Annotated in this window: 11 protein-coding genes; 6 read left to right on the plus strand and 5 right to left on the minus strand. The window is 65.2% G+C overall.

Annotated features, from left to right (window positions below; translation table 11 throughout):
- Positions 1–205: 205 nt before the first annotated feature.
- From AC1DCU_RS13455 to mtgA, 3 genes are all read right to left on the minus strand, one after another.
- Positions 206–637 carry a CBS domain-containing protein gene (locus AC1DCU_RS13455; protein WP_025877817.1) on the minus strand — a complete coding sequence of 144 codons (432 nt, stop codon included), beginning with the start codon at positions 635–637 and terminating at the stop codon, positions 206–208.
- Positions 597–1,616: a glycosyltransferase family 2 protein gene (locus AC1DCU_RS13460; protein WP_025877815.1), complete on the minus strand. Its 1,020-nt coding sequence runs from the start codon at positions 1,614–1,616 to the stop codon at positions 597–599. Before AC1DCU_RS13460 ends, AC1DCU_RS13455 begins: the two co-directional genes overlap by 41 nt.
- A gap of 105 nt (positions 1,617–1,721) precedes the next feature.
- Positions 1,722–2,471, minus strand: coding sequence for a monofunctional biosynthetic peptidoglycan transglycosylase (mtgA, locus tag AC1DCU_RS13465; RefSeq protein ID WP_025877813.1), 750 nt, complete (start codon positions 2,469–2,471; stop codon positions 1,722–1,724).
- A gap of 77 nt (positions 2,472–2,548) precedes the next feature.
- Between mtgA and hslO the strand changes: the two genes are divergently transcribed.
- From hslO to AC1DCU_RS13480, 3 genes are all read left to right on the plus strand, one after another.
- Positions 2,549–3,442 carry an Hsp33 family molecular chaperone HslO gene (gene hslO, locus AC1DCU_RS13470; protein WP_059064830.1) on the plus strand — a complete coding sequence of 298 codons (894 nt, stop codon included), beginning with the start codon at positions 2,549–2,551 and terminating at the stop codon, positions 3,440–3,442.
- Positions 3,443–3,562: 120 nt separating this feature from the next.
- A complete protein-coding gene (locus AC1DCU_RS13475) occupies positions 3,563–4,417 on the plus strand; it encodes an XOO1806 family protein (RefSeq protein ID WP_032952038.1) in 855 nt (284 codons plus the stop codon).
- A gap of 375 nt (positions 4,418–4,792) precedes the next feature.
- A complete protein-coding gene (locus AC1DCU_RS13480) occupies positions 4,793–7,555 on the plus strand; it encodes a TonB-dependent receptor (RefSeq protein ID WP_025877809.1) in 2,763 nt (920 codons plus the stop codon).
- Between the two features lie 138 nt (positions 7,556–7,693).
- On the opposite strand, the gene AC1DCU_RS13485 is transcribed toward AC1DCU_RS13480, so the two are convergent.
- Positions 7,694–8,296: a TetR/AcrR family transcriptional regulator gene (locus AC1DCU_RS13485; RefSeq protein ID WP_025877807.1), complete on the minus strand. Its 603-nt coding sequence runs from the start codon at positions 8,294–8,296 to the stop codon at positions 7,694–7,696.
- A gap of 142 nt (positions 8,297–8,438) precedes the next feature.
- Here AC1DCU_RS13485 and AC1DCU_RS13490 point away from each other — a divergent pair, with 142 nt between their 5' ends.
- From AC1DCU_RS13490 to AC1DCU_RS13500, 3 genes are all read left to right on the plus strand, one after another.
- Positions 8,439–9,356: an alpha/beta fold hydrolase gene (locus AC1DCU_RS13490; RefSeq protein ID WP_033831779.1), complete on the plus strand. Its 918-nt coding sequence runs from the start codon at positions 8,439–8,441 to the stop codon at positions 9,354–9,356.
- On the plus strand, positions 9,353–11,830 hold the full coding sequence (locus tag AC1DCU_RS13495; RefSeq protein ID WP_025877803.1) for an acyl-CoA dehydrogenase: 2,478 nt from the start codon (positions 9,353–9,355) through the stop codon (positions 11,828–11,830). The genes AC1DCU_RS13490 and AC1DCU_RS13495 overlap by 4 nt, the downstream gene beginning before the upstream one ends.
- Positions 11,831–11,900: 70 nt before the next feature.
- Positions 11,901–12,368, plus strand: a complete 468-nt coding sequence (locus tag AC1DCU_RS13500; protein ID WP_282280623.1) for a hotdog fold domain-containing protein — start codon at positions 11,901–11,903, stop codon at positions 12,366–12,368.
- Positions 12,369–12,639: 271 nt separating this feature from the next.
- Here the strand turns inward: AC1DCU_RS13500 and AC1DCU_RS13505 are convergent, their stop codons facing one another.
- A complete protein-coding gene (locus AC1DCU_RS13505) occupies positions 12,640–12,990 on the minus strand; it encodes a DUF1304 domain-containing protein (protein WP_282280624.1) in 351 nt (116 codons plus the stop codon).
- Positions 12,991–13,000 lie beyond the last annotated feature (10 nt).

Raw genomic sequence — 13,000 nt, forward strand, 5'->3', positions numbered from 1 at the left:
TGTCCTGAGGCGGAGGGCATGGCCGTGCAGGACCGTTGGCGCCATGGATGGCGCCATCGAGCCCCCATGGACGGGTTTACGGCGTGTCCTGCACGGCCATGCCCGCCGCCTCCCCTGCGTAACAGGAAGGCGCTGCCTTGGCTTTGGCTTTGGCAGTTGCTTGAAAAAGCGGGCCGGCGGGCCGCAGGCCCGCCAGCGACAGAACTCACCCCGCCACGATGTACTGCTGCAGCTGATCCAGCTCGCGCCGCTGCGCATCGATCACCGACTTCACCAGGTCACCGATGGAAATCACCCCCAGTACCTGCCCGCCCTCGACCACCGGCAGATGGCGGATGCGGTAATCGGTCACCAGCTGCAGGCAGTGTTCCACCTGCTCACCGGGACTCACCGTCACTACTTTCGCGGTCATGATTTCCGACACTGCGGTGTCACGCGACGAACGATCGTGGAGCACGATCTTGCGTGCGTAATCACGCTCGGAGAGGATCCCGACCAGTCGCGGGCCATCCATCACCAGCACCGCGCCGATGCCCTTCTGCGCCATCAACCGGATCGCATCGATCACCGCCGCGCCTGGCGCGACCGCATGCACTTCAGGGGACTTGCCGTCCAACAGTTGCCGTACCGACGTCATCTGCCTGCCCTCCCAGGGTGGGTTGCAGCTCCGAGTCTGCCACGGAAGGGGCCAACCATGCGTCAACCAGGTACAACGGCCGTTGCTTGGACTCCTCGTACAGGCGTCCCAGGTACTCGCCGATAAGCCCCAGCGCGATCAACTGCACGCCCCCGAGGAACAGGATCACCGCCATCATGGTCGGCCACCCGGCCACCCGGTCGCCGTACAACGCCGCCTTCGCAATCACCCAGATGGCAAACACGAAGGCCACGCCTGCGGTGGCCAGCCCCATGTAGGTGGCCGCCCGCAGCGGGACCGTCGAGAAGCCGGTGATCCCTTCCAGTGCGAAGTTCCACAGCCGCCACAGGCTGAACTTGCTGCTGCCGGCCAAACGGGCATGCCGGTGATACGGCACCGCCACGCGGCGGAAACCGACCCAGCTGAAGAGCCCCTTCATGAACCGGTGACGTTCGCGCATCTCGCGCAATGCGCTCAGCGCGCGCGGCGACAACAAGCGGAAATCGCCGGTATCGGCCGGAATGGGCGTCCGCGAGAGGCGACCAATCACCCGGTAGAACACCGATGCGGCAGCGCGCTTGCTCCAGCTCTCACCGTCACGGACCAGGCGCGTGCCGTAGACGTTGTCGTAGCCCTGCCGCCAACGTTCGACAAAGTGCGGCACCAGTTCCGGCGGGTCCTGGCCATCAGCGTCGAGGATCATCGCCGCGCCTTCGCGCACATGGTCCAGGCCGGCGGTCAGCGCCGCCTCCTTGCCGAAGTTGCGCGACAGCTTCAGCGCCGATACCCGCGGGTCGGCCTGGGCCAGCGAGGCGATCAACGACCAGGTCGTGTCACTGCTGCCGTCATCCACGTACAGGATGTGACCATCGATTCCGGCCAGGCCGTCCAGTACCGCGCACAATCGCGGATGCAGCTGGGGCAGCACCAGCTCTTCGTTGTGTGCGGCGATGACGAAGGTAAGACGCTCACGAGTCATCGCCGGATTGTACGTCGTTGACGGGGATGCAGCCCGTCAGTCCAGCGTTCGAAATACCCGCTTCCCGCATCGGAAGGCACCACGGACACCTGGTGTCGTGGCCCCTCAGTCCTCCGCCAGGTACCCCGCTCCACCCAGCTGCCGTGCCTGCCGCTGGATCCACGCCGCACGACGCTGAACGTAGGGGCCTGGCTTGGCCGCGTTGTAGCGGCGCGGCGCCGGCAGCACTGCCGCCAGACGCGCGCTCTCGGCAGGGCTCAGCCGCGCGGCGTCCTTGCCCCAGAATGTCTGCGCCGCTGCCTGGGCGCCATACACACCGTCGCCGAACTCGGCGATGTTGGCGTACATCTCCAGGATCCGCTGCTTCGGCCAGAAGGCTTCGATCAGCACCGTGTACCAGACCTCCAGGCCCTTGCGGATCCAGCTGCGGCCCTGCCACAGGAACAGGTTCTTGGCCACCTGCTGGCTGATCGTGCTGGCCCCGCGCAGGCGCCCGCCCCGCGCGTTGTGGTCGCGCGCCTTTTCAATGGCCTGCAGGTCGAACCCGCTATGGTCCGGGAAGCGCTGGTCTTCTGCGGCCACCAGCGAAATCGGCAGGCTCGGCGCCATCTGGTCAAGGTCCCGCCACTGGTAGTGCAGCCGGTAGGACCAGTCGCCTTCACCCAGTGCCTCACCGAAACGCCAGACCATCACCGTGGACAGCGGCGGATCGATGAAACGCAGCACCAGCACCTGCAGGCAGCTGAAGGCCACGAACAGCACCGGCAGCCACAGCAGCCGCTTCCAGCGCCAGCGCCTGCGCGGTGCCGCGTCGGCGGCGGCCACTACCTTGTCCTGCTCTCCCCCTGCCCCCATTACTGGTGCATCCTTCTTATGCCTGGTTGTCGGCGCATTATCCGGCAACCATCCCCGTTTCCGCGCGATGTGAGCCGATGACCGCCCAATCCGATTCCCTTATCCGTTTCCTGCTCCCCGACGCCGGTGTCCGTGGCGTCCACGTGCGCCTGCAGGCCACCTGGCAGGACATCCAGTCCCACGGCGAGTATCCGGACAGCGCCACCGAACTGCTCGGCGAAGCCTGCGTGGCATCGGCCCTGTTCACCGGCCACACCAAGGTGGACGGCCGCCTGTCGATCCAGCTGCGCAGCAATACCGCTCTGCGTACCCTGTTCGCCGAATGCACCGCCGCCGGCACCCTGCGCGGCATCGTCCAGATTGCCGAGGGCGGTGACGCCCCCCGTGACCTGACCGACCTGGGCCGGGACGCCCTGCTGGCCATCACCATCGAGAATCCCGGCCTGGACCCGCGCGAACCGCAGCGCTACCAGAGCCTGGTCGCACTGACCGCGCCGGAACTGGATGAAGCATTCGAAGACTACTTCCGCCAGTCCGAGCAGCTGCCGACGCGACTGCTGCTGGCCGCCGGCCGCGACGGTGCTGCCGGCCTGCTGCTGCAGAAGCTGCCGGGCGACGAAGGCGACGACGATGGCTGGTCCCGCGCCAGCGCGCTGTTCGACACCCTGGGCAAGGCGGAGCTGCTGGCCACCCCGGCCGAGGAACTGCTGCACCGGTTGTTCCACGAGGAGAAGGCGGAGCTGGTGGGTGACAAGGCCCTGTCCTTCGCCTGCTCCTGCTCGCGTGAACGGGTCGCCTCGATGCTGTTCTCGCTGGGCGAGGAAGAGGCCCGTGCGGCTGCCGAAGACACCGGCGCCGTAGACGTACGTTGCGAATTCTGCGGACAGGAGTATCACTTTCCGTTGACGGAGTTCGGCATACTGTTCCACGGTGCCCAGGGGGCTGTACCGGCACCTGAACGACTTCAGTAATACCCAATGAGTCTTGTATCTGGGGAGGAACAAGGCTTGTTAAGAATTCATAAACACCCTAGGATCGAGTTCCCGCCCCAGCGGGAACTTTCACTGCCCGTCTCTGTCTGAACTGGTCCGATGCGTACCTTCCTGCGTCTACCGCTGGCCCTTCTGATCGCCCTTGGCGCGATCACGGGCGTGCACGCGCAGAGCAAGGACACCCGCACCGTCATTCCGGTCTGGAACAAGGGCAGTGGCAAGGTCGAGGCCCTGCTGTACCTGGAACCGACCGGCGAGCAGGCCGTGGGCGCACGCTGGCATTTCGGCCGCAATTCGCTCGATGCTGCGTTCGGCCTGTCTTCGGGCGACTCGCTGGGCCTGCTGTGCAACAGCAGCAGCGGCTCCAGCATCAGCGGACTGGCCAGCCATTGCATGCTGGCCAGCCTGGGCGACGACGATGATGCCATCGGCTCCAACCGGCGCCTGACGGGTACCGCCGCGCTCAACCGTGGCACCGGCCGCCTGGGAATCACTGCCGGCACCGGCCGCGAGACCCTGCCCGCCTGGCTGGCCACGCCCAGCAAGACCCCGTCGCTGCGCGCCGAACAGAATGACCTGACCGTGTTCGCGCAGAAGAACATCGGTCGCGAAGGCTTTGTCTCCATCGCCGGCACCTATGCCAAGGCACGCCTGGTACCCCTGGCCGACGCCTCACCGGCCATCGTTGACCGATGGGACAGCAAGAGCCTGAGCCTGGGCGCCGGCTACGGCAATTTCAGCGGCAGCATCATCGGCCGCGTGGTTGACGTTCCCGGCAAGCCCGGCAAGTGGGAAGGCCTGGGCATTGGCCTGACCTGGCGCACCCCGTGGTCCGGCCAGCTCACCGTCGGCGCGGAAAACGTCATCAGCCGCGGCAAGAACCCGTTCTCCCCGCGCAACGAAAGCAACGATGACGGCACCGTGCCGTACGTGCGCTACGAGCAGGATCTGTAGTCGCTCATCGGCCGCGAACAAGCTGTGTTGAACATCGGGCGCCCAGGGGCGCCCGAATTGTTTCTGGACACATCTGTCAAGTGCGAAAAGCACCTATCCGTTACAAACGGATACATCACGACATGCATCAACTGAAACTTTTTTGTGCGTTGAGGGCAGGCAGGCGCGGTTGCGTCCCTTCCCACATCCAGATAACTCATTGAACTAAAAGAAATCAGAGCGCATTCATGTGTAACCACAGCGTGAATTAACGCAGCTTTAATTTTTGGCTGGGGGCCGTTACTATCGATTCAGCCTCGCGATTTTGGAGCCTTCTTTTTTGGCACCGCCGCGCAGGCACTACCCCAGCCAAGATTTCTTGGAGAGAGAGAGCCAATGAATTTCCAGTCCAACAAGCTGCGTGACGCTGTCGTCGTCGCGCTGATCGCCGGTGCGGCGACGTCCGTAACGGCCCAGGCGCAGGAAGCGACCAACCTGGATCGCATCTCGGTGACCGGTTCGCGCATCAAGAGCACCGACATCGAAACCTCGCAGCCGGTCCTGAGCCTGACCCGCGCCGACATCGAAAAGCAGGGTGTGACCTCGGTCGCCGACATCCTGCAGCGCGTTGCCGCCAACGGTGCCGCCCTGAACCGCACCTTCAACAACGGCGGTGACGGCTCGGCCGGTATCAGCCTGCGCAACCTCGGCTCGGACCGTACCCTGGTGCTGGTCAATGGCCGTCGCTGGACCACCGGCCTGGACGGCAGCGTCGACCTGAACACCATCCCGACCGCGATGATCGAGCGCATCGACATCCTGAAGGACGGCGCTTCGACCATCTATGGTTCGGATGCCATCGCCGGCGTGGTGAACATCATCACCAAGCAGAACTTCGACGGCGCCGAAGCGAACTTCTACAAGGGCCAGTACAGCGACGGTGACGGCGAGCGTGAAGCGGCCGATTTCACCATCGGCACCACCACCGATCGCGCATCGCTGATGCTGGGTGTCTCCTACGTCAAGGAAGGCAAGGTCATGGCCGGCGATCGCAAGATCTCCGCCGGTGGCCCGCCGTTCTTCGACGGCCAGAGCAGCACCGGCATGCCGGGCTCCTACATCCGCAACGACGAGCGCTATGTGCTGATCAACGGCGTGGAGACGCCGTTCAACGCCAACGTCCACGGCTACAACACCGCCCCGGACAACTACCTGTTGACCCCGCAGGAACGTACGTCGCTGTTCGCTTCTGGTTCGTACAACGTTACCGACAACATCACCTTCCGTACCGAGGCGATGTACAACGAGCGCAAGTCCGAGCAGCTGCTGGCGGCCATGCCGGTCACCAGCATGCGCCTCAGCGCCAACAGCATGTACAACCCGACGGGTGAAGACCTGACCGGCGTCAACCGTCGTTTYAATGAAAGCGGCGGCCGTTCGTTCAACCAGAACGTCAAGAACTGGCACTTCTACGGTGGCTTCGAAGGCTTCTTCGAGTTCGCGGACCGTAACTTCGACTGGGATGTCGGCTACCGCTACGACAAGACCGACCAGAACGACCTGACCTACGGCCTGTTCAATCTGGCCAACCTGCGCAACGCTTACGGCCCGTCCGAAATGCGTGGCGGCGTGCCGGTCTGCGTCACCGCCCCGGGCGGCGACATCATTCCGGAGTGCGTGCCGGTCAACGCTCTGGGCCCGGAAGGCTCGATCAGCCAGGCCGCGCTCGACTACACTTCGTTCACCGCACACGATTCGGCCAGCCTGGTGTCCAAGGGCTACTACGCCAACATCTCCGGTGAAATCGTGCAGCTGCCGGCCGGCGCTCTGGCCTTCGCTGCCGGTTACGAGTACCGCAAGGAGACCGGTCAGTTCGATCCGGACGCCTTCATCGCTGCAGGCCTGAGCACCGGCAACGGCGCAAAGCCGACCAAGGGCGGCTACGACCTGGATGAAGTCTTCCTGGAACTGTCGATCCCGGTGCTGGCCGACCTGCCGGGCGCCAAGCTGCTCGACTTCAGCGCGGCGACCCGCTACTCGAAGTACAGCAACTTCGGCAATACCACCAACAACAAGTTCGGTTTCCGCTGGAAGCCGATCGACGACCTGATGATCCGCGGCAACTACTCGGAAGGCTTCCGCGCGCCGAGCATCAGCAACCTGTATGGCGGTGACGGCGACTCGTTCGAAACCTACGCCGATCCGTGCGCGGCTGCCAACGGCCCGACCGGTGCGGTGCTGGCCCAGTGTATCGCCCAGGGCGTTCCGGCTGGCTTCGTCCAGCCCAACACCAAGGACGACGACGGCGTTCCGCAGTCGGGCGCGGCCCAGACTGCCGAGCCGTTCACCTGGAAGTCGAACCCGAACCTGAAGCCGGAAACCTCGACCAGCAAAACGCTGGGCCTGGTGTGGAGCCCGAGCTTTGTCAGCGGCCTGAACGTGACCCTGGACTGGTGGCAGATCAAGATCGAAGACGCCATCACCCGTCCGGCGATCCAGGACATCATGAACTACTGCTACGGCGGTTCCCCGGCAGAACAGGCCGCGTACTGCGGTCTGATCACCCGTGATCCAGCCTACGGCACCATCGAAGAACGCTACACCATCACCAACGTCGACATGCCGCTGCAGAATCTGGCGTCGTACAAGGTGGAAGGCTGGGATCTGGGCGTGCTGTACCGCCTGCCGGAAACCTCGTTCGGCCAGTTCACCGTCAGCTGGGACAGCACCTACCTTTCCAAGTGGGAAACCAAGGCCACCGAAGATTCCGAGGTGGAAGGCCGCCAGGGTCGCTATCTCGACCAGGATCCGTACTGGCGCATCCGCTCCAACCTGTACGTCGACTGGTCCTTCGGCGACTTCGGCGTCAATTACGGCCTGCGTTACAAGTCCGGCATGACCGAAGACTGCCTGCTGGGCGGCGCACTGCGCAGCTACTGCTCCGATCCGGATGGCCGCAAGAACCACATGGGCTCGACCACTTACCACGACATCCAGGTGCGCTACAACACCCCGTGGAAGGGCACGATCATGCTGGGTCTGAACAACGCATGGGACAAGCAGCCGCCGGTCTCGTACTCGACCTCGTACAACATGTTCGACCCGCAGTACGACCTGCCGGGCCGCTACATGTACATGCAGTACAAGCAGAAGTTCTGATCGCTCCTCTGATCAGCTGATGCAGCAACGGCCCCGAAAGGGGCCGTTGTTTTTTGTACGTTCGCTGCTGGCGTCAACACCAACGAAAAAGGCCGCGGCACTGCCGCGGCCTTTCTGCATCCAGCGATGAAGAACGCCTCAGCCGTTCGGAATCAGCGTGTCGATCAGATGCTCGACATACGCTTCAAAATCCTCGCGCGCCTGCTTGGGCTGCTGCAGCTGCAGCGACAACTGCAGGAAGCCGACATAGGCGGCGTAGGCCAGGCGTGCGCGATGGCGTGCATCGGTCGAGCTCAGGCCCGCCTGGCGGAACGAGGCGATCAGGTAATCGAGCCGTCGCTGCGACACGCGGTCGATCACCGGCCGCACCATCGGATGGTCCAACGCTTTCAGCAGCTCGCTGTAGATGATGTGCGGCTGCACTTCGTGCGCCACCATCTGGAACAGCTGGCGCAGGCGCACGCGCGGATCCGGCACGTCTTCCAGGCTGCCGAACACCTGTTCCTGCTCGAACAGTTCCCAGCGTTCCAGTGCGGCCTGCAGCAGCGCATCACGCGAGGGGAAGTGCCAGTAGAAACTGCCCTTGGTCACGCCAAGGCGGCGCGCCAGCGGCTCCACCGCGACGGCGCTCACACCTTGCTCGGCAATCAGATCGAGGGCCGCCTGGGCCCAGTCTTCGGCACTCAGGCGGCTGTTGCGGCCGGCACGCGGTTCGCCGGCGGAAGCGTCAGGTTGATTCATTTGCTGATTTAACCATACGCCGGGGTTCGTTGCAGTACGCGATTGCGGCCGAAACCGTCGGCAGCCGGGCCGAGAGGCATTCTCGCAGCGCACCATACCGTGCAGTATTGACATCCCGCCGAACCCATCCATACTAGCGAGTATGGTTATGTCCCCTACTCCCGCTGCATTCCATGACCTGCGCCTGGAGGCCGCCCACGGTGCCTCGCTGGCTGCAACCGCCAGCACCTCGGGCCGTCGCGGGCGCGTACTGTTCGCGCATGGATTTGGCCAGACCCGCCATGCCTGGACGACGACGGCCAAGGCATTGTCGGCTGCCGGCCTGCAGACCCTGGCTTACGACGCCCGGGGGCACGGCGATTCCGACTGGAATGCGGCCGATCTGGCGTACCACGGTGAGCAGTTCGCCGATGACCTGATCGTGCTGGCCGGCGAACAACCGCGACCGCCGGTGCTGGTGGCTGCCTCGATGGGCGGCCTGTTCGGCCTGCTGGCCGAATCACGCTGGCCAGGCCTGTTCTCGGCCATGGTGCTGGTGGATATCACCCCGCGCTGGGATACCGCTGGCGTCGAGCGCATCCTCGCCTTCATGACCGCGCATCCGGAAGGATTCGCCTCGCTGTCGCAGGCTGCCGATGTGATCTCGGCCTATGTGCCGCATCGTCCGCGCAAATCCGAAGACTCACTGCGCGCGCTGCTGCGCGAAGATGGCCACGGTCGCTGGCGCTGGCACTGGGACCCGCGCCTGGTGGCCGAACTGGCCCGTGACAGCGAGCAGCACCAGGACGCACTGGCCGAAGCCGCGCGCCAGGTGAAGTGCCCCCTGCTGCTGGTCAGCGGTGGCCGCAGCGACCTGGTCACCCCGCAGACGGTGGCCGAATTCCTGGCATTGGCGCCACACGCACGCCACGTACAGTTGCCGCAGGCCACGCACATGGTCGCCGGTGATGACAACGACGCCTTTACCGCTACTGTGTTGGACTATCTGGACGTGTTGCCCGCAGCGGATGCTGCGGCTTCGTCCGCCATAAACGAGCACGTCACCGGAGCACGCTCATGAGCCTCGTCATTCCCTTCCTCGCCCTGCTGCTGGCAGGCGCGTTCGTCGCCTACCACCGCATGCGCCTGCTGACCTGGACGCTGATCAGCGTGGCCCTGCTGGTGGCCTGCTGGTTCATCCCCTACGTCAACCAGACCGCCACGATCGTCGCCGCCGCGATACTGGCCGTGATCGTCGTGCCGCTGCTGCTGCCGTTCATCCGCAAGCCGCTGCTGACCGGCCCGATGATGAAGGTGTTCCGCAAGGTGCTGCCGCCGCTGTCGCAGACCGAGCGCATCGCCCTGGAAACCGGCTCGGTCGGCTTCGAAGGCGAACTGTTCACCGGTGATCCGGACTGGAACATCCTGCTGAACTACCCCAAGCCGCAGCTGACCGCTGAAGAACAGGCCTTCCTCGATGGCCCGGTCGAACAGCTGTGCACGATGGTCAACGACTGGGAAATCACCCACGTCCATGCCGACCTGCCGCCGGAACTGTGGGCCTTCATCAAGAAGAACAAGTTCTTCGGCATGATCATTCCGAAGGAATACGGCGGCCTGGGCTTCTCCGCGCTGGCCCACCACAAGGTGATCCAGAAGCTGGCCTCGGTGTCTTCGGTGGTCAGTTCGACCGTCGGCGTGCCCAACTCGCTGGGCCCGGGTGAACTGCTGGTGCATTACGGCACCCAGGAACAGAAGGACCAGTACCTGCCGCGTCTGGCCGATGGCCGTGAAGTGCCCTGCTTCGGCCTGACCGGTCCGTTCGCCGGCTCCGACGCGACCTCGATTCCCGACTACGGCATCGTCTGCAAGGGCGAGTGGAACGGCGAGCAGGTGCTCGGCGTCAAGCTGACCTTCGACAAGCGCTACATCACCCTGGCGCCGGTCGCCTCGCTGATCGGCCTGGCCTTCCGCATGTACGATCCGGATGGCCTGATCGGCCAGACCCGCGATATCGGCATCACCCTGGGCCTGCTGCCGCGCGAGACCGCCGGCGTTGAAATCGGCCGTCGCCACTTCCCGCTGAACTCGACGTTCCAGAACGGCCCGATCCGCGGCAAGGACGTGTTCATTCCGCTGACCCAGCTGATCGGTGGCGCTGCGATGGCCGGCAAGGGCTGGAACATGCTCAACGAGTGCCTGGCCGTGGGTCGTTCCATCACCCTGCCTTCCACCGCCAGCGGCGGTGCCAAGGCGGGTGCCGCGGTCACCGGCGCCTATGCGCGCATCCGCAAGCAGTTCGGCCTGTCGGTCGGCCGCTTCGAAGGCGTGGAAGAAGCGCTGGCCCGCATCGGTGGCAAGGCGTACAAGATCAGCGCGCTGTCGCAGGCCACCGCCGCTGCTGTGGACCGCGGTGACGTGCCGTCGGTGCCGTCGGCGATCGCCAAGTACCACTGCACCAACATGAGCCGCGAAGTGATCTCGGACATGATGGACGTGATCGGCGGCAAGGGCATCATCCTGGGGCCGCGCAACTTCGCCGGCCGCAGCTGGCAGGCCGCGCCGATCGCCATCACGGTGGAAGGCGCCAACATCATGACCCGCAGCCTGCTGATCTTCGGCCAGGGTGCGATCCTCTGCCACCCGTGGGTGCTGAAGGAAATGAAGGCCGCTCAGGACCCCGACACCCGTGCCGGCCTGCAGGACTTCGACCGCAGCCTGTTCGGCCACATCCGCTACGGCATCTCCAATGCTGTTCGTTCGTTCTGGTTCGGCCTGACCGGCGCACGCTTCGGCGCTGCCCCGGGCGACGCCTACACCCGCCGCTACTTCCGCAAGCTGGACCGTTACTCGGCCAACCTGGCGCTGATGGCCGACATCTCGATGATGACGCTCGGCGGCAAGCTGAAGTTCAAGGAATCGCTGTCCGGCCGCCTGGGCGACGTGCTGAGCCATGTCTACATGACCAGCGCCATGCTCAAGCGCTACCACGACGAAGGCGCGCCGCAGGCCGACCAGCCGCTGCTGGCCTGGGCCTTCCATGACAGCGTGCACAAGATCGAGGAATCGCTGTCGGCTGCCCTGCGCAACTTCCCGATCCGTCCGATCGGCTGGCTGATGTGGGCACTGATCTTCCCGCTGGGCCGTCGTGCCGAGGCCCCGGGCGACCGCCTGAGCCGTCGCGTGGCTGCGCTGCTGATGGCCCCGAACGAAGCCCGCGACCGCCTCGCCAGCGGCGTGTTCCTGACCCCCTGCGAGAACAACCCGGGTGGCCGCATCAACAGCTACCTGAGCAAGGCGATCATGGCCGAGCCGGTGGAGCGCAAGTTCCTGAAGGCGCTGAAGAGCAAGGGCATCGAGGCGCTGGACTTCAACAGCCAGCTCGACGAGGCCGTGGCCGAAGGCGTGATCACCCAGGACGAGCGCAGCCTGCTGGAAGAGCTGCGTACGCTGACCCTGGACACCATCACCGTGGACGACTTCGACACCCACGAACTGCGCGCGGCCAGCTACTACGACCGCCAGAACAAGGACCCGCACTCGCAGGCGGCCTGATCGCCCGCGACGCGTTGCCTCGACGGCGGGCCTGGCCCGCCGTCGCTTTGTCCGCCGACCGGAAACCGCCATGTCCACGCCCCTGCTTTCGCTCTACCACCGCCTGCAGCGCTGGCCTGCCGGTACTTGGCTGTTCTCGCGCGCGGTGTGCTTCAAGGCGCCCTATTTCGCCAGCATCGCCCCGCGCATCATGCGCCTGGAGAACGGCCGCTGCGAGGGCACGCTGGCCGACCGCCGCAAGGTGCGCAACCACATCGGCACGGTGCACGCGATCGCAATGTGCAACCTGGCCGAACTGACCGCCGGGCTGATGGTCGATGCGTCGCTGCCCAAGGGCATGCGCTGGATCCCGAAGGGCATGCAGGTGCAGTACCTGGCCAAGGCGCGCGGCACGCTGCAGGCGACGGCATTGCCGGCGCAGCCGATCGTGGTGGCGACCGAAGGCTATGCGTTGCCGGTGACGGTGAGTGTGCGCGACCGCGCGGGGACGGAGGTGTTCAGCGCGGTCATCGACATGTGGGTGTCGCCGGCGAAGTGATGTTGCCGCGAACGGCGCAGCCCCTCGTGGGTGGACGGTTGGTCGCGGAAAGCGCTGGTTTGGCTGGGGGCGGTGGGTTCGCGGGGGACGCCGTGAACCCATCCCTGGGGGCTTGGCCGCGGCATCCATGCCGCGGACACCCCCGCGAACCCACCGCCCCCAGCCGATCTTCTTTTCTTCTCCGTGGGCTGGCCGCGCACGGAACCCGCCCGACCAACCCATGACAGCTCTACGCGACCAACCCACGAGGGGCTGTGCCGTTGGCCGGAAATCACGCCAGTGCGCGAAACACCAACGCCAGGATCGCCGGCACCGCCTGGATCATGAAGATGCGCCGGCTTACGCTGTAGGCGCCATAGCACCCCGCCACCACCACGCACACCAGCGAGAACGTCACCAGCACCGGCTGCGCCAGCACCAGCCCCACCACGATGCCCGCCGCCAGGAAGCCGTTGTACAGGCCCTGGTTGGCCGCCAGCACGCGCGTGGTCTCCGCCTTCTCCGGTGAATTGCGGAACGTCTTCAGGCCCAGCGGCCGGGTCCACAGGAACATCTCCAGCACCAGAAAATACAGGTGCAGCACGGCAACCAGCACGGTCAGCAGCAGCGCAATCAAGCTCATATCAAGTCCA

The sequence above is a fragment of the Stenotrophomonas sp. 10L48 genome, assembly GCF_056395105.1.

Excerpts from the sequence above, each read along its gene's own strand:
- AC1DCU_RS13455 (WP_025877817.1), bottom strand. The coding sequence starts at position 637 with ATGACGTCGGTACGGCAACTGTTGGACGGCAAGTCCCCTGAAGTGCAT.
- AC1DCU_RS13460 (WP_025877815.1), bottom strand. The coding sequence starts at position 1,616 with ATGACTCGTGAGCGTCTTACCTTCGTCATCGCCGCACACAACGAAGAG.
- mtgA (WP_025877813.1), bottom strand. The coding sequence starts at position 2,471 with ATGGGGGCAGGGGGAGAGCAGGACAAGGTAGTGGCCGCCGCCGACGCG.
- hslO (WP_059064830.1), top strand. The coding sequence starts at position 2,549 with ATGACCGCCCAATCCGATTCCCTTATCCGTTTCCTGCTCCCCGACGCC.
- AC1DCU_RS13475 (WP_032952038.1), top strand. The coding sequence starts at position 3,563 with ATGCGTACCTTCCTGCGTCTACCGCTGGCCCTTCTGATCGCCCTTGGC.
- AC1DCU_RS13485 (WP_025877807.1), bottom strand. The coding sequence starts at position 8,296 with ATGAATCAACCTGACGCTTCCGCCGGCGAACCGCGTGCCGGCCGCAAC.
- AC1DCU_RS13490 (WP_033831779.1), top strand. The coding sequence starts at position 8,439 with ATGGTTATGTCCCCTACTCCCGCTGCATTCCATGACCTGCGCCTGGAG.
- AC1DCU_RS13495 (WP_025877803.1), top strand. The coding sequence starts at position 9,353 with ATGAGCCTCGTCATTCCCTTCCTCGCCCTGCTGCTGGCAGGCGCGTTC.
- AC1DCU_RS13500 (WP_282280623.1), top strand. The coding sequence starts at position 11,901 with ATGTCCACGCCCCTGCTTTCGCTCTACCACCGCCTGCAGCGCTGGCCT.
- AC1DCU_RS13505 (WP_282280624.1), bottom strand. The coding sequence starts at position 12,990 with ATGAGCTTGATTGCGCTGCTGCTGACCGTGCTGGTTGCCGTGCTGCAC.